The 14,848-nt window shown below is 67.2% G+C and carries 18 protein-coding genes and 1 pseudogene; 17 read left to right on the forward strand and 2 right to left on the reverse strand.

Annotation, left to right across the window (positions count from 1 at the left end; translation table 11 throughout):
• From RMO40_RS04415 to RMO40_RS04445, 7 genes and pseudogenes are all read left to right on the forward strand, one after another.
• Positions 1-500: pseudogene (locus RMO40_RS04415) on the forward strand (chlorophyllide a reductase subunit Z); the annotation flags it as partial.
• Between the two features lie 119 nt (positions 501-619).
• Positions 620-850, forward strand: coding sequence for a light-harvesting antenna LH1, beta subunit (gene pufB / locus RMO40_RS04420; protein ID WP_309716853.1), 231 nt, complete (start codon positions 620-622; stop codon positions 848-850).
• An 11-nt stretch (positions 851-861) separates the two neighbouring features.
• On the forward strand, positions 862-1,065 hold the full coding sequence (pufA, locus tag RMO40_RS04425; RefSeq protein WP_309716856.1) for a light-harvesting antenna LH1, alpha subunit: 204 nt from the start codon (positions 862-864) through the stop codon (positions 1,063-1,065).
• A 118-nt stretch (positions 1,066-1,183) separates the two neighbouring features.
• Positions 1,184-2,008 (forward strand): photosynthetic reaction center subunit L, encoded by an 825-nt coding sequence (gene pufL / locus RMO40_RS04430; protein ID WP_309716858.1) that lies wholly within the window; start codon positions 1,184-1,186, stop codon positions 2,006-2,008.
• Positions 2,009-2,123: 115 nt separating this feature from the next.
• Positions 2,124-3,104, forward strand: a complete 981-nt coding sequence (pufM, locus tag RMO40_RS04435) for a photosynthetic reaction center subunit M (protein ID WP_309716861.1) — start codon at positions 2,124-2,126, stop codon at positions 3,102-3,104.
• Positions 3,101-4,141, forward strand: coding sequence for a photosynthetic reaction center cytochrome PufC (gene pufC, locus RMO40_RS04440; protein WP_309716863.1), 1,041 nt, complete (start codon positions 3,101-3,103; stop codon positions 4,139-4,141). Before pufM ends, pufC begins: the two co-directional genes overlap by 4 nt.
• A 65-nt stretch (positions 4,142-4,206) precedes the next feature.
• Positions 4,207-4,866, forward strand: a complete 660-nt coding sequence (locus RMO40_RS04445) for a biliverdin-producing heme oxygenase (RefSeq protein ID WP_309716866.1) — start codon at positions 4,207-4,209, stop codon at positions 4,864-4,866.
• Here RMO40_RS04445 and RMO40_RS04450 read toward each other — a convergent pair.
• Entirely contained in the window at positions 4,806-5,900 is a 1,095-nt protein-coding gene (locus RMO40_RS04450; protein WP_309716869.1) for a MerR family transcriptional regulator, read from the reverse strand. The two genes, RMO40_RS04445 and RMO40_RS04450, sit on opposite strands and share 61 nt — an antisense overlap.
• 107 nt (positions 5,901-6,007) lie before the next feature.
• Between RMO40_RS04450 and RMO40_RS04455 the strand changes: the two genes are divergently transcribed.
• Genes RMO40_RS04455 through RMO40_RS04490 form a run of 8 tightly spaced genes read left to right on the forward strand, consistent with a single transcriptional unit; the run spans position 6,008 to position 12,057 of the window.
• Complete coding sequence (locus tag RMO40_RS04455; protein ID WP_309716873.1) at positions 6,008-7,093, forward strand: FAD-dependent oxidoreductase; 1,086 nt, start codon at positions 6,008-6,010, stop codon at positions 7,091-7,093.
• Positions 7,094-7,129: 36 nt separating this feature from the next.
• Positions 7,130-7,438 carry a high-potential iron-sulfur protein gene (locus tag RMO40_RS04460; protein ID WP_309716875.1) on the forward strand — a complete coding sequence of 103 codons (309 nt, stop codon included), beginning with the start codon at positions 7,130-7,132 and terminating at the stop codon, positions 7,436-7,438.
• Positions 7,439-7,466: 28 nt separating this feature from the next.
• Entirely contained in the window at positions 7,467-7,634 is a 168-nt protein-coding gene (locus RMO40_RS04465; protein ID WP_309716877.1) for a DUF2256 domain-containing protein, read from the forward strand.
• Complete coding sequence (locus tag RMO40_RS04470; protein ID WP_309716879.1) at positions 7,627-9,180, forward strand: cryptochrome/photolyase family protein; 1,554 nt, start codon at positions 7,627-7,629, stop codon at positions 9,178-9,180. Before RMO40_RS04465 ends, RMO40_RS04470 begins: the two co-directional genes overlap by 8 nt.
• The gene (locus RMO40_RS04475) at positions 9,173-10,384 is read left to right on the forward strand and encodes an FAD-binding domain-containing protein (protein WP_309716881.1); all 1,212 of its coding nucleotides are present in this window, start codon (positions 9,173-9,175) and stop codon (positions 10,382-10,384) included. Before RMO40_RS04470 ends, RMO40_RS04475 begins: the two co-directional genes overlap by 8 nt.
• Positions 10,378-10,848 carry a DUF393 domain-containing protein gene (locus tag RMO40_RS04480; protein ID WP_309716883.1) on the forward strand — a complete coding sequence of 157 codons (471 nt, stop codon included), beginning with the start codon at positions 10,378-10,380 and terminating at the stop codon, positions 10,846-10,848. The genes RMO40_RS04475 and RMO40_RS04480 overlap by 7 nt, the downstream gene beginning before the upstream one ends.
• A complete protein-coding gene (locus RMO40_RS04485; protein WP_309716885.1) occupies positions 10,845-11,576 on the forward strand; it encodes an SDR family oxidoreductase in 732 nt (243 codons plus the stop codon). Before RMO40_RS04480 ends, RMO40_RS04485 begins: the two co-directional genes overlap by 4 nt.
• Positions 11,577-11,610: 34 nt before the next feature.
• Complete coding sequence (locus RMO40_RS04490; RefSeq protein ID WP_309716888.1) at positions 11,611-12,057, forward strand: DUF3429 domain-containing protein; 447 nt, start codon at positions 11,611-11,613, stop codon at positions 12,055-12,057.
• A 45-nt stretch (positions 12,058-12,102) separates the two neighbouring features.
• Here RMO40_RS04490 and RMO40_RS04495 read toward each other — a convergent pair whose 3' ends face one another.
• Positions 12,103-12,675, reverse strand: a complete 573-nt coding sequence (locus tag RMO40_RS04495; RefSeq protein ID WP_309716891.1) for a response regulator — start codon at positions 12,673-12,675, stop codon at positions 12,103-12,105.
• Between the two features lie 253 nt (positions 12,676-12,928).
• Between RMO40_RS04495 and RMO40_RS04500 the strand changes: the two genes are divergently transcribed.
• Together RMO40_RS04500 and RMO40_RS04505 are read left to right on the forward strand one after the other, a co-directional pair.
• Positions 12,929-14,065: a HAMP domain-containing sensor histidine kinase gene (locus RMO40_RS04500; RefSeq protein ID WP_309716894.1), complete on the forward strand. Its 1,137-nt coding sequence runs from the start codon at positions 12,929-12,931 to the stop codon at positions 14,063-14,065.
• A gap of 279 nt (positions 14,066-14,344) precedes the next feature.
• The coding region (locus RMO40_RS04505; protein WP_309716897.1) for a catalase at positions 14,345-14,848 on the forward strand (504 nt) is incomplete at its 3' end.

Raw genomic sequence — 14,848 nt, forward strand, 5'->3', positions numbered from 1 at the left:
ACGAAGTGCGGCGCCTCACCAAGGAGAAAACGCCACTCGTCTTGTACGGCAGCTACAACGAGCGCATGTACCTCGCCGAGTGCGGCGGGGGCGGCATGATGAAGACAAGCTTCATCCCCGCGTCGTTCCCGCTGCCGATCATTCGCCGCCACACCGGCACGCCCTTCATGGGCTACGCGGGTGCGACCTACCTGGTGCAGGAGTTCTGCAACGCGCTGTTCGATGCGTTGTTCCACATCCTGCCGCTCGGCACCGACCTGGACAAGGTGGACCCGACGCCTGCCCGCTTGAGCGATGAACCCGCACGGCCGTGGGACGACGACGCACAGCAACTCCTCGGCGAATTCGTCGAGACCGAACCGGTGCTGGTGCAGATCTCGGCCGCCAAACGATTGCGCGACCGCGCCGAGCGCGACGCCAAGCGCGAAGGCGAAGCACGTGTCACGGCAGCGCGCGTGGCGAAGTCGCGCGACGCACTCAGACAAGGGGAGCCGGCATGAACGCCGTGGCCCCGATCGATTTGCCGCAGCTCCGGCCGCAGCAAACCCCGCCGCGGGGGTATTTCGCGGTAATGGCCGAAAGGCCACAAGGGGCCGACCTGGCCCAGAAGGAGTAGAGCATGGCTGACAGCAGGCAAGGCTCCCTGTCCGGATTGACGGATCAGGAAGCGAAGGAGTTCCACGGGATCTTCATGACGAGCTTCATCATCTTCACGGTGATTGCGGTCGTCGCGCACTTCCTGGCGTGGCAATGGCGGCCGTGGCTGCCGGGCGCGAGCGGTTATGCCGCGATCGTCCATGACGCCAAGGATGTCGCGATGGCGGCGATCAGTCTCGCATTCACCGCATAGGAGGAAACAACATGTGGCGTATCTGGATGCTTTTCGACCCGCGCAGGACGTTGATCGCCCTGTTCACGTTCCTGTTTGTGCTGGCCCTGGTGATTCATTTCATCTTGCTCAGCACCGACCGTTTCAACTGGCTCGAAGGACCGCGCAAAGCGGCCCCGGTGGCCAGTCAGATGTCACCGATGCCGGCACCTGCCACAGCACCGGCGGCCAAGTAGCGCAAGCGAGCTTGGTGGAAGCGGGCAGGGCGCGGCGTGACGCACCGCACCTGTTCGTTGCAACGAGTCTGTAGGTGCGCGCGCCGGCAACGGGCGCGCACCGACCCTGGGGGCGATCATGTCGATGCTGAGTTTTGAACGCAAGTACCGTGTCCGTGGCGGAACGCTGACCGGAGGCGACCTGTTCGATTTCTGGGTTGGCCCGTTCTACGTCGGCTTTTTTGGCGTGACCACGCTGTTCTTCGCAACGGTCGGCACGCTGCTGATCGTGTGGGGTGCATCGCAGGGGCCCACCTGGAACCTGTGGCAGATCTCGATCGCGCCACCCGACCTGAAATACGGTCTGGGCATGGCGCCGCTGATGGAGGGCGGGCTGTGGCAGCTGATCACGGTGTGTGCCATCGGCTCGTTCGTGTCGTGGGCGCTGCGAGAGGTTGAGATCTGTCGAAAGCTCGGCATCGGCTACCACGTGCCGTTTGCATTCGCGGTGGCGATCCTGGCGTATGTGACGCTGGTGGTGATCCGCCCGGTGTTGCTTGGCGCCTGGGGGCACGGCTTTCCCTACGGGATCATGAGCCACCTCGACTGGGTGTCGAACACCGGCTACCAGTACCTGCACTTTCACTACAACCCGGCCCACATGCTGGGGGTGAGCTTCTTCTTTGCGACGGTGTTTGCACTGTCGCTGCACGGCGGCCTGATCCTGTCGGCCACCAACCCGCCCAAGGGCGAGACGGTGAAATCTGCCGAGCATGAGAACACTTTCTTTCGCGACACCATCGGCTACTCGATCGGCACCTTGGGCATTCACCGCCTCGGCCTCTTCCTGGCCTTGTCGGCGGGCTTCTGGAGCGCCGTGTGCATCGTCATCAGCGGCCCCTTCTGGACCCGTGGCTGGCCCGAGTGGTGGAGCTGGTGGCTGAACCTGCCCATATGGAGGTAACGATGGCCCCAAGGTCGCCGCGATGCGTCGCCCGCCCCCCGAGGGGAGCGAAGAAGCTTGGGGCGGCCCGGCGCTTCTTCAGTCCGAAGTTTGAACACAGCCCAAGGAGACCCTGATGGCTGAATACCAGAACATCTTCACCCGCGTTCAGGCCATTGCGCCTGCCTATGCCGGCGTGCCGCTGGCACAAGGCAACAACGAGCGCGAGGGCCCGGCCGTGCACGTGCACTGGCTGGGCAAATTGGGCGACGCGCAGGTCGGCCCGATCTACCTCGGCTGGTTCGGCCTCGCCTCGGCGCTGTGCATGTTCATCTGCATCGAGATCATCGGGCTGAACATGCTGGCCTCGGTCAACTGGGACCCGGTCCAGTTCGTGCGTCAGTTGCCGTGGCTGGGGCTCGAGCCGCCGCCACCCAGCCTGGGGCTGATGCTGTTCCCGCCGCTCAACGAAGGCGGCTGGTGGCTGATGGCCGGCTTTTTCATGACGGCCTCGGTGCTGCTGTGGTGGGTGCGCATGTACCGCCGGGCTCGCGCGCTCGGCATGGGCACCCACATCGCGTGGGCCTTCGCGGCGGCGATCTGGCTGATGCTGGTGCTGGGCTTCATCCGCCCGATCCTGATGGGATCGTGGGGCGAGGCGGTGCCCTTCGGCATCTTCCCGCACCTCGACTGGACGGCGGCGTTCTCCATTCGCTACGGCAACCTGTTCTACAACCCCTTCCACATGCTGTCGATCGCCTTCCTGTATGGCGCGACGCTGCTGTTCGCCATGCACGGCGCCACCATCCTGGCGGTGAGCCGCTTCGGTGGCGAGCGCGAGATCGAGCAGATCGTCGACCGTGGCACGGCGAGCGAGCGCGCCGCGCTGTTCTGGCGCTGGACGATGGGTTTCAACGCGACGATGGAATCGATCCACCGCTGGGGCTGGTGGTTTGCGGTGCTGTGCCCGCTTGTCGGTGGCATCGGCATCCTGCTCACCGGCACGGTGGTCGACAACTGGTACCTGTGGGCCGTGAAACACGGTGTGGCACCGGTCTACCCGGCGGTGTTCGCGCCGGTGGCCGACCCGTCGCTCTTGCAGGGAGTCAAGCCATGAAGCGATTCATCAGCACCTGCGCTGCGCTCTTGGCGGCGGCGCTCCTCGCCGGCTGCGAACGCCCGCCGATCGACACCGTGCAGAGCGGCTACCGCGGCACCGGCATGGAGCAGGTCTACAACCCGCGCCTCGTCGCCGAGCAGTTGGCCGCCAACACCCCGCCGGTCGATACGCCGCCTGCGGCGCCGGGCGGCCCGGCAGCGTCGACCGTGTTCAAGAACGTCAAGGTCGTGGGCGACCTCAGTGTGGGCGAGTTCACGCGCTTGATGGTCTCGATGACGGCCTGGGTCTCGCCCGACCAGGGATGCACCTACTGCCACAAGGCCGGCGAAGACTTCTCCCTCGACACGCTCTACACCAAGGTCGTTGCGCGTCGCATGCTGGAGATGACGCGCCACATCAACACCGACTGGAAGACCCACGTCGCCGACACCGGCGTCACCTGCTACACCTGCCACCGGGGGCAGAACGTGCCGGCCAACATCTGGTTTGCACCCGAGGCCGACAAACAGGCCTCGCGCATGCTCGGCAGCCGTGCCGGCCAGAACGCGCCGGCCTATTCGGTGGCACTGGCCTCGCTGCCGGGCGACCCGTTCACGCCCTACCTCGAGCAGGTGAACGAGATCCGCGTGATCGGCAACTCGGCGCTGCCCAACGGCAACCGCCAGTCGACCAAGCAGACCGAATACACCTACGGGTTGATGATGCACATGTCGCAGTCGCTGGGCGTGAACTGCACCTTCTGCCACAACACCCGCTCGTTTGCAGACTGGGACTCGAGCACGCCGCAGCGCGGCACCGCGTGGTACGGCATCCGCATGACACGTGACCTGAATTCGCAGTACCTCACGCCACTGGCGGGCGTGTACCCGGCCAACCGCCTGGGGCCGACCGGCGACGCGCCGAAGGCCAACTGCGCCACCTGCCACCAGGGCGCATACAAGCCCTTGTATGGCGCCAAGATGCTGGCCACGCACCCTGAGCTGGGGGGCGTGCGAGCCGCCGTGACACCGGCGGTGCCGGAGGCGGTGAAGTAGCAGGTGCGAGGGGTCAGGCGCGGCTCCTACCTATGATGGGGACACCCCTTGTCATGGAGCCCTGCTTGAACGCCCCCCTCGCCGAACGGCTGAAGAACGAGACCCGCGCGCTGCACACGTCGGCCGAGCGCAGCGTGTTCATGGCTGCGCTGCTGCGCGCTCGCATGGAGCGGCCGGCGTATTGCGCGCTGCTGCGAAACCTGCATGCGGTGTACGCCGCGCTCGAGCCCGCGCTCGAACGGCATGCGCATCGCCCCACCATCGCGCCGATCTACCTGCCTTCGTTGTGGCGCGCGCGCGCGCTGGCACACGACCTGGCTGCGCTGCACGGTGCGCACTGGGCCAATGAGCTGGTGCTGCAGCCGGCCGCGGTGGTTTATGTCGAACGCTTGCGCGAGCTCGATGTGTCAAAGCCCGATCTCTTGTTGGCGCATGCTTATGTGCGCTACCTCGGCGACCTGAGCGGCGGGCAGATGCTGAGCAACATCGTCAAGAAGAGCGTCTACCGCGAGGGTGCCGCTGCGGTTGCCTTCTACGACTTCGGCGATGCACTCGCCACCAAAGAGTTGACGCAGGCGTTTCGGGCCGGCCTGGCGGTGGTGCCCGCCGATGACCGGCAGGTCGACGCCCTGGTCAGCGAGGCCAGGTTGTCATTCGGGCTGCATCAGCGTCTCTTTGACGAGCTGGCGGTGGCTTGCGCCGTGGTGCCATCGGGAGAGGTTTGAGGCGGCAGGATCAAGCCCTCGTGCAAGGCCACGTGTTCGAGCGCTGACTCGAAACGTGCGCGCGAGCCGGCCGCGACTCGCCTCAGGTAGGCGTGCAGCTCGGCATCGGCTTTGCTGCGGTGCTCGCACTGGGCGCTGTAAGACTCGAAGTGCGACAACTGCACCAGCAGCTCGGCCACATGGCGCGGGCACTCGCAGGCAATCGTCGATGACAGGCCCGCAAAGTCGGCCAGGGCTGCATCGTCCCAGCGGCGTGGTGGTATGGGCTCGTCCGTCGCGGGTTGTGGCGGCCTGCTTGTCATCATCAGGCTGTTGAGCCACTGCGCCAGCACCGCGTCGGGTTGCGGCTCGCGCAGCAGGGCTGTTCCGGCATTGGCCATGGCTTCGCACACGGGGTCGGCCGCAAAGCGGTAGAGCACGGCCCTTGGCACCCTGGCCAAGGTCGGTGCCGCAGCGTCGATGGACACCAGCGAAGCTTCGTGCAGCTGCGGCTGATGGATCAGCACGGCGTCCAAGTCCGAACCCTCCAAAGCGGCAACCGCCTGCGCGATGTTGTCGAACGGCCCCAGCAACTCCACCGGCCGGCCCAGCCGGCGCAGCAGCGCGGGCCGTCGCAGCCGCGAGCCCAGCGCAGCGCCAATGACCACCAGCCGCCAGACGCGAACAGGCGATGAACTGGCGGCTGCTGAACGCGCGCCCGGCTGCGTGGACGCCAGCGCGCTCGCGTGCGTCGATGCCACGTGTTGCAACTGCGGCATGTCCAGCGACGCGAGGCTCCCGATGGCGTGGCCCAGCTCGGTGAGCTGCTTGATCAGCGCGAGCCGCCGCACGTCGTCTGCCGAATAAAGCCTCTGGCCGCTGGGCGACAGCTCGGGCTGCGTCAGGCCGTAGCGGCGTTCCCAGATGCGCAGCGTCGCCACCGGCATGCGCAGCATGCGCGCCACGGCGCCGCTGCGGTGCGAGGTGTGCGCCGTGTCGGCCGGGGGCTCGGTTGGCGGCTGGGTTGGCAATTGCGCCGATTTGCGCTGATTCATGTGGATTTCCGTGATTGACTCTGGTTTGACTCGGATTGTCAGAGATTCAGCAAGGTGTTTATGGTTGATGAATACGTTATGAGTCGGAAGTATCTAGTATCGCGGCTGTGAAAACCAGCAAAGCTCAGCAAGTGGCGGTGATTGGCGCCGGCATCGCCGGGGCCGCCTGCGCGCGTGCGCTGACGCAGGCCGGGCACGCGGTGCATGTGTTCGACAAGTCGCGGGGTCCCGGTGGTCGCCTGGCCACCCGGCGGCTTGAATGGGTTGACCGACAGGGTCAGGCCTGCACGACACGGCTCGACCACGGCGCCGTGGGCCTCACCGCCCGATCAGAGGCTTTTCAAACTTTCGTCGAACACGCCTTGCATGCGGGGTGGTTGGCCTCGTGGTCGCCGGTGTTGGCCAGCGGCAGCTTGCCTCTCGACGGTGGCCCACGCCTGCATGTGCCTGTGCCAGACATGCCCGAGCTGTGTCGCCGCCTGCTGGATCGGGGAGCGGTCACGTGGTCTTATGCCGTCGACGCCGTGCACAAGAGCCCGCTCGGCTGGCAACTGTCAACCGCAGGCAAACGCCACGGCACGCTGTTCGACGCTGTCTTGCTGGCGGTGCCGCCCGCGCAAGCGGCGCCTTTGCTCAGCCCTCATCGCCTTGATTGGGCACGGCGCGCGTCTGTCGCGCCCATGCAGCCGTGCTGGACGCTCATGGGCGTTTCGAGCGAGCCCGAGCAGGCCGCCGCTGACGCTGAACGCTGGGACGTGTCCCGCCCACCCACAGGCCCCCTGGCCTGGGTGATGCGCAATGACGCGCGCCCGGGCCGGGCACGTGTGCCCGGGCAGGCGCATTGGGTGGTGCATGCCCGCGCAGGCTGGAGCCGGCGCCACCTCGAACAATCGCCCGAGTGGGTGTTGCAGCAGATGCAGGCCGCACTGGCTGACAGCCTGGGCCAGCCAGTCGACTGGCATCACTGCGTGGTGCACCGCTGGCGCTACGCGCTGCCGCAAGCGCAACGGGTCGCAGCCGCCGAGCCCTGCTGGTGGGACGCCTCCCTGGGCCTGGGCGTCTGCGGCGATTTTTTCGGCGGCTCGGGTGTCGAAGGCGCCTGGTTGTCGGCACAGGCGCTGTTTTCGGCGTTAATGCACGGTGGCGGCTGCGACGCAGCGGCTCATCAAGAAGGCCGGCGACTCGTCGCTTGACCGTTTTTCACATTCACCCACCCCAAGGAGTTCCACATGAACCTTCACCTTCCTCGCCGTGTTTTTCTGATGACGCTGGCCGCTTCTGGCGCAGCGCTTGCCACCCGCGCGCAGGCCCAGGCGCTCGTCGACGAAAAGGACCCCCAGGCCGCCGCGCTCGGTTATGTGGCCGACGCCAAGCGGGTGGACACCAAGAAGTACCCGAAATTCGCCGCTGGCCAGAACTGCACGAACTGCGCGCTCTACCAGGGCAAGGCCACAGACAAGGCAGGTGGCTGCCCGCTGTTCGCCGGCAAGCAGGTCGCGGGACCGGGCTGGTGCAGCGCCTGGGCGAAGAAGGCCTGATCAGGCCGGCCGGTCGCGAGGCTTCTCGATGACGCTGCCCAGCGCCAGCTTTCGCGGCAACAAGGCCGCACTGCCCAGCAAGCCCTGCGCGGCCTGCGGGTTGGCCATGAGCTGGCGCCGCCGCTGGGCCAAGAACTGGGCCGAGGTGAAGTACTGCTCCGAGGCCTGCCGGCGCAACAAGGCCGCACGTGGCTGAGTTGCGCTCCTTGGTGGTGGTGCTGGGCGACCAGCTCGATCTCGACGCGTCGGGGTTCGATGGCTTCGACACGGGTGTCGACGCCGTCTGGATGGCCGAGGTGGCCGAAGAGTCGACCCACGTCTGGTCAAGCAAGCCGCGCACGGCGGTGTTTCTGTCGGCCATGCGCCACTTCGCACTGGCCCTGCAGGGGGCTGGCCGGGCGCTGCACTACACCCATCTCGATGGGCCTGGCAACCAAGGCAGCCTCGGTGCGCAGCTGCAGGCCGACATCGAGCGGTTGCGGCCCGCCCAGCTGGTGATGACCGCGCCGGGCGACTGGCGGGTGCTGCAGGTGATCAAGGGTCTGGCGGAGTCGAACGGCTTGCCGCTGGACATTCGCGAAGATCGCCACTTTTTCGTCAGCGTGCGCGAGTTCGCGGCGCATGCCAAAGGCCGCAAGTCCTTGCGCATGGAGTACTTCTACCGCGAGCAGCGCCAGCGGCAGCGTGTGTTGATGCAGGGCGATGAGCCGGTGGGCGGCCAGTGGAACTTCGACGCCGACAACCGCGAGGCCTTCGACGCTGCGGGCCCTGGCCAGGTGCCGCCTCGCGTGGCCTTCGAGCCCGACGAGATCACGCGCGAGGTGATTGCACTCGTCAACACCCGCTTTGGCCAACATCCGGGTCAGCTGGACGGCTTCGCCTGGCCTGTCACGCGCGAGCAGGCGCTGCAGTCCTTGCAGGCGTTCATCGAACAGCGCCTGCCGTCGTTCGGCCGTTATCAAGATGCGATGTGGCCGGGCGACCCGTGGCTGTACCACTCGCACCTGTCGGCCGCGCTCAACCTGAAGCTGCTCAACCCGCGCGAGGTGGTGGCTGCGGCCGAAGCGGCGCTTCACGCGGGGCACGCGCCGCTCGCGAGCGTCGAAGGGTTCATCCGCCAGATCCTCGGTTGGCGCGAGTACGTGCGTGGCATCTACTGGACGCAGATGCCGGGCTACGCGGAACGCAACGCGCTCGATGCGCAAGAGAAGCTGCCCGCGTGGTACTGGACCGGTGCGACCGACATGGCCTGCCTGCGCGACGCGCTGGCTCAAACGCTTGCACACGGCTACGCCAACCACATCCAGCGGCTGATGGTCACCGGCCTGTTCGCGTTGATGTTCGGCGTGCAGCCGAGGCAGGTTCACGCGTGGTACCTGGCGGTGTACGTCGATGCGGTGGAGTGGGTCGAGTTGCCCAACACGCTGGGCATGAGCCAGTACGCCGACGGCGGCGTGATGGGCAGCAAGCCCTACATCGCCACCGGCAAATACATCCAGCGCATGAGCCCGCACTGCAAGGGCTGCCGCTATGACCCGGCGCAGCGCAGCGGCGACAGCGCCTGCCCGTTCACCACGCTGTACTGGGATTTCCTCATGCGCCACGAACCGATGCTGGCCAAGAACCCGCGCATGGCGCTGCAGGTGAAAAACGTGGCGCGGCTGACCGATGCACAAAAGCAGGCAGTGGTCGACCGTGCAGCCGCCATCCGTGGGGGTGAGGTGGGTGTCGTTCATGGATGAAACCTTCGCCCCCACGCTCGCGGCCGCGCACGCCCGCATCGCCGCCGTGCGACCGGCGGTGTATGCACGCACGCGCAACTCACTCCAGGGCGCCGTGAGTGGCCTGTCGCCGTACATCACCCACGGCGTGGTGACGCTGGCCGACGTGCTGCGTGGCGTGTCCGCGCGCCACGCGCTCAGCGTGGAGCACAAGTTCGTGTTCGAGCTCGGTTGGCGTGCCTACTTCCGCCATGTGTGGCAACACCGGGGCGAGGCCATCCCGCAGTCCTTGCACGCCGGCCCGTTGCCCGACGACGCTTACGAGCGCCAGCTGCCTGCCGATATCCGCCGGGGTTGCACCGGCGTGCCGGTGGTCGACGAGGCGGTGCGCACCCTCTATGCCACAGGCATGCTGCACAACCACGCGCGCATGTGGCTGGCGAGTTACGTGGTGCACGTGCGCAAGGTGCATTGGCGGGCCGGCGCCGACTGGCTCTACGGCCACCTGCTCGACGGCGACCTCGCCAGCAACCACCTCAGCTGGCAGTGGGTGGCCGGTACCGGCAGCCGCAAGCCCTATCTCTTCAACGCCGACAACGTGGCCCGCTACGCACCCGAGTCGTGGCACAGCCCCGGCACGGTGGTCGACGCGTCTTACGAAGAGCTCGACCGCATGGCGCGGCAGCCCGCATCGCGCGTGCACGGCCCACTCGACGGGCCACCTGGCAGAGCGCCGCTGATCGAGCCCGGTCTGGGCACAGAGCCGCCCGAAGCACTTGGCTTGACGGCCCCCGATGCTGCTGCCGTCACCGGCCGCGACGTCTGGCTCGTGCACCCGTGGAGCCTGGGTGAGCTGCCTGCCGCGTTGCCCACTGGCACCGTGGTGGTGGGCATCTTCGTGGCCGACTTTCACCGCGCCTGGCCGTGGAGCCAACGTCGCTGGCACTTTGCAGGCAGCCGCATGGCCGAGCTCGCCACCGAGCGGTGGCATGGTGACGCCACCGCCGTCGCAGCCGCGTTGAAAGGCGCCCGCAGCGTGCGCAGCATCGCCGAACCCCACCTCGCACCCTGGTTGCCGCGCTGGGCCCGGTGCGAGGCCGCGCCGGCGCTGTTTCCACCGGTCGATCAGCGTTGCGATTCCTTCTCGCAGTGGTGGGCTCGCGCCTCGCGCAGCCTCGACTCGGCCGCCGACCTGCTGGCCGTCAACGAGGTGCCCGCATGGTGACTGAGCCCGTCGACGAGCCGCCGCCGCTGACCGTGCTGTATGACGGCGCGTGCCCCTTGTGCCGTCGCGAGATTGGCATCTATCGGGGCCTGCAGCCTCTGCAGGCGGATTCGCCGGTGTGTTTCACCGATGTCAGCGACGCCGCGTCGCCGCTGCCGCCGGGCACCACGCGCGAGCAACTGATGGCGCGCTTTCACGTGCGCGGTCGACACGGTGAACTGCTGAGCGGCGCGCAGGCCTTCCTGGCGCTGTGGGCCGCGCTGCCGGGCTGGCGCTGGTTGGCGCGGATCGGCCGTGTTCCAGGTGCAGCCTGGGTGATGGAGTGCACCTACAAACTTTTCCTGCGGTGGCGGCCAACGTTGCAACGCTGGGCGTCCAGCGCAGCCCGGCCCGAACCGATCGAGACGCCGGCACAACGCACCGCGTCGACCTCACCAGCTTCACCTTCGGAACCCACACCATGACCTCGATTGCCCTCATCACCGGTGCCAGCGGCGGCATCGGCCGTGCCTTGGCGCACCAGTTGCATTCCCAGGGCTGCCGCGTCGCCGTGGTGGGGCGTGATGCCGCTCGCCTGGCCGAGGTGGAGGCGGCCGTTCGCATCGCCGCCGACACCACCACACCCGAGGCCGCCGCATTGGCCATCGCCGCATGCCAGGAAGCGCTCGGTGCCGCGCCGACGCTGCTGGCGCATTGCGTGGGCAGCACGCTGATCGCGCCACTGCACCGGACCCGCATCGAGGCCTACCGCGAGGTGATGCGCGTCAACCTCGACAGCGCTGTGTTCATGCTGCAGGCCTGGATCGCAGCGTTGCAGGGGGCGCCCGGCTCCGCTGTTTTCGCGAGCTCGGTGGTGGCGCGCATCGGCGTGGCCAACCACGAGGCGATTGCCGCGGCCAAGGGCGGTGTCGAAGCCCTGGTGCGCAGCGCTGCGGCCACCTATGCGGCACAAGGCCTGCGCATCAATGCCGTGGCCCCTGGCATGACCGAGACGCCGATGACCGCCGGCATGCTGAAGCTGCCCGCCATGCGCGAGGGCGCCGGGCGGCAGTACCCGCTGGGCGGCGTGCAAACGGCCGAGCAGGTGGCCGACGTGATGGCCTGGCTGCTCGGCGATGGCGCGGTGCGCATCACCGGGCAGGTGATCGCGGTGGACGGCGGTTTCACGACCGTGCGGCCGCTCGTGAAGTAGCGGCTGTGGCGCAGCTGAAGGACGAAGACTGATGATGACGGCGAACAACGCAGGCCCTTCGCTTTGGGCCCGGCGGCTGGCCTTTGGCGGGCTGATTCCATTCGTTGGCCTGGCAGCCGCGCTCTGGGTCGTGCGCCCAGACGATGGGTCGCTGGCGACGAAGGCCCTGCTGGGGTATGGCGCGACCATCGCCAGCTTTCTGGGGGCCATTCATTGGGGATTGGTGATGCGCGAGGGGACGGCCCAGCCCCGGTCTTCGCTGCTGTGGGGCGTGCTGCCGAGCCTGCTGGCCTGGGTGGCGCTGCTGTTGGACCCGGCACCGGGGCTGTTGTTGTTGGCGGCCCTGCTGTGGACCTGCTTTGTGGTGGACCGGGTGTTGTATCCGCGTTACCAGCTGCAGGCCTGGCTGCCGATGCGCTGGCGCTTGTCGTTGATCGCCAGTCTCAGTTGTGTAGCCGGTGCGGCGGCGCTGCTGCGATAAGCGCAAGGCCATGCGGCGAACCTGATGCCGGGTGGGCCTGAGAGGTCAGCCTGGCGACGCGCGACGCGGCCCCGAATTGCGATTCGACGCGTGCCAGCCGCCATTGACGTGGGCAACGCCGCGCACCGTCGACGGCGAGCGATAGGTCGGGCACCACTGGGCGAGGCAGGCCTCCAGCTCGCGAGCTCCGCACGGCTTGGCCAGGCTGCCATTCAGCCCGTGCGATGACAGGGTGTCCGCAGCCACCGAGGTGCTGGAGTACGCAACGACAGGGACCGGAGCGCGCGAACTGTGAGCCTCGAAGCGCCGGATCGCCGAGGTGGCCCGCAGACCGTCGAGGATCGGCATTTGCAGATCCATCAGGATCAGGTCGAAGTGCAGTTCACAAGCCAGCGCCACCGCTTCTGCGCCATCGGCTGCCAGCAGCGGCACGATGCCCCGGGACTCCATCAGCACCGAGATGGCCATCAGGTTCACCAGGGCGTCATCGACCACCAGCACACGGGCCGAGCCGTAGAAATCCGCATCGGGCCTCGCAGGTTCGGTCGGAAGCTCTTGGTTCGGTGGCCCGAACTCGCCCGGCCCACCCTGCAACCATGATTTGAGGGTGCCAAGCAAGCCGCGCAGGGCAGGGTGTCGTCCTGGGGCTGGCGTAGCGCTCATGAAGAAACTTCCTGGTGTGAGCCGATCGCTCAGATTCGCATCGGCTGCAAGGCATGTCTGTTCGGTACCGCACGCAAGCTTGCACATGCCAGGGGTGTCTGTCGGTGTGGTAGCGCACAGTCGGCGCAGGCGGCGGCTCCGATGATGGCGGGGCGGGTTGCTGCTCTCACAGCGTGCGCCCCGTCGCCCCCTTTTGCAGGAACCGTCCATGAAACTCAGCGCCTTCATCAAGGACAACCTGGACGTGATCGTCGCCGACTGGGAGGCCTTTGCCAGGAAGCTGCCCGCAGGCCAGACGATGACGGCTCTCGCGTTGCGCGACCACAGCCGCGAGATCCTGCTGGCCATCGTGGCCGACCTGGAGCTTCGGCACTCCGACCAGGAACGCGCCGAACAGGCGCAAGACATTGTTCCCACCGAAGCCTCCACCACCAGCGCGGCGGCAGAGCACGGTGCGCTGCGGCAGATGGCGGGCTTCGACCTGGTGCAGCTGTTTGCCGAGTTTCGTGCCTTGCGGGCCAGCGTCATGGCGTTATGGCACCGGTCTGAAGGGGCCGAAGCAGGGCCCTCCGCGATCGAGGAGATCATGCGATTCAACGAAGGCATGGACAAGGCACTGGCCCATTCGGTGCAGCGTTACTCCAGCGAAATGGGTGCCTCGCGCGACATGTTTCTCGCCGTGCTCGGCCATGATCTGCGCAGCCCGCTGATGGGCATCGGCATGTCAGCGTCGCTGCTCGCCAAACCCGGCCTGTCCGACGAGGCCAGGCATCAGGCGGCTGCGCGCATCAAACGCGCCTCGCTGGACATGACCCGCCTGGTGACCGACCTGCTGGAGTACACGCGCACGCGCTTGGGCGCCGGCATGCCGATCGAGCGGTCGGCCTGCGATCTGGGCCCGGTGTGCGAGGCCTCGCTCGAAGACATTCGCGCCGGCAACCCCACGCAGCAGTTCGTGCAGCGCGTCTCCGGCGACCTGAGTCTGCAGGCCGACGCGTCCCGCATGCAGCAGGCGCTGTCAAACCTGTTGAGCAATGCCGTCCAGCATGGCAACCGGCACTCACCGGTTTCGCTCACCGCCGACGGTGAGGCCGACGCGGTCGTTCTGAAGGTCTGCAATTCGGGCGATCCGATTCCGTCTGACGCCTTGCAATCGATCTTCGAGCCCCTGGTTCAGGCGCCGAACGCCAGTTCCCAGGCGCACGAACGCTCGAAGACGAGTCTGGGGTTGGGCCTGTTCATCGTGCGCGAGATCGCACTCGCCCATGGCGGCACGATCACGGTGGAGTCTTCGATCGAAGCGGGCACGGTGTTCACGATCCGTTTGCCACGCACACCTGCCTGAGCGACGCACTTGAAGTTCGCCGACCCGGTCGGCGGTTGGGTCATGTCTGTCAGGCGCGGCTGATGCCTGCGCAGGCACAGATTCCGCCGCTGACGTCCGCGCTTTATCGCTGCACATATCGGAGCTCGGCGAGGCGTTGACAGGCTCGACGCAGACGGCGCATTGGCCTACGCAAAAACCTCATCTGCGACGACTGAAGGCGCTGTCGGTGCAATTCACCATGAGGCTTCAGCGTCGCCGCATTGGCGCCCCATCCACCCTCACACAGGACCGCTTTTCATGAAGAAGCCCGCCCCCCATCCTCCCGCCAAGGTTGCAGCCAAGGCAGCCGCACGCAAGACCAGCGGGCGCCCCGCGAACCCGGGCCCGCGCATCTCCGACGACCCACTCGCCCAACAGGCTGCGGACGTGCAGGCGCTGGTTGCATCGGTGCCATACAACGCCAACAAGTCGATGGAGTTCGGCCGTCTCAATGCCACCAACCCGCCTGTGGGCCTCACGGCCGAGCCGCCTTCTGAGGCCGCCACGGCCAGCACCTTGAGCGAGGCCAACCCGTCGGGCAAAACCGGGAGCGCTGGTGCCCCCGGCGTGTGCCCGGCTGGCCAACTCGACCGCGTGCGCGCCGACGGCTCCGCCCGGGTCCTCACCACCAACCAAGGCGTGGCGATTGCCGACAACCAGCATTCGCTGAAGGCGGGGCTGCGTGGGCCGGCCTTGCTGGAAGACTTCATCCTGCGCGAGAAGATCACCCACTTCGACCACGAGCGCATCCCCGAACGCATC

The sequence above is a fragment of the Rhizobacter sp. genome, assembly GCF_031412075.1.
Taxonomy (GTDB): Bacteria; Pseudomonadota; Gammaproteobacteria; order Burkholderiales; family Burkholderiaceae_C; genus Rhizobacter.

Bases quoted from the DNA above. Each gene is read 5' to 3' on its own strand.
- pufB (WP_309716853.1), top strand. From the start codon at position 620: ATGGCTGACAGCAGGCAAGGCTCCCTGTCCGGATTGACGGATCAGGAA.
- pufA (WP_309716856.1), top strand. From the start codon at position 862: ATGTGGCGTATCTGGATGCTTTTCGACCCGCGCAGGACGTTGATCGCC.
- pufL (WP_309716858.1), top strand. From the start codon at position 1,184: ATGTCGATGCTGAGTTTTGAACGCAAGTACCGTGTCCGTGGCGGAACG.
- pufM (WP_309716861.1), top strand. From the start codon at position 2,124: ATGGCTGAATACCAGAACATCTTCACCCGCGTTCAGGCCATTGCGCCT.
- pufC (WP_309716863.1), top strand. From the start codon at position 3,101: ATGAAGCGATTCATCAGCACCTGCGCTGCGCTCTTGGCGGCGGCGCTC.
- RMO40_RS04450 (WP_309716869.1), bottom strand. From the start codon at position 5,900: ATGAATCAGCGCAAATCGGCGCAATTGCCAACCCAGCCGCCAACCGAG.
- RMO40_RS04460 (WP_309716875.1), top strand. From the start codon at position 7,130: ATGAACCTTCACCTTCCTCGCCGTGTTTTTCTGATGACGCTGGCCGCT.
- RMO40_RS04465 (WP_309716877.1), top strand. From the start codon at position 7,467: ATGACGCTGCCCAGCGCCAGCTTTCGCGGCAACAAGGCCGCACTGCCC.
- RMO40_RS04475 (WP_309716881.1), top strand. From the start codon at position 9,173: ATGGATGAAACCTTCGCCCCCACGCTCGCGGCCGCGCACGCCCGCATC.
- RMO40_RS04480 (WP_309716883.1), top strand. From the start codon at position 10,378: ATGGTGACTGAGCCCGTCGACGAGCCGCCGCCGCTGACCGTGCTGTAT.
- RMO40_RS04485 (WP_309716885.1), top strand. From the start codon at position 10,845: ATGACCTCGATTGCCCTCATCACCGGTGCCAGCGGCGGCATCGGCCGT.
- RMO40_RS04490 (WP_309716888.1), top strand. From the start codon at position 11,611: ATGACGGCGAACAACGCAGGCCCTTCGCTTTGGGCCCGGCGGCTGGCC.
- RMO40_RS04500 (WP_309716894.1), top strand. From the start codon at position 12,929: ATGAAACTCAGCGCCTTCATCAAGGACAACCTGGACGTGATCGTCGCC.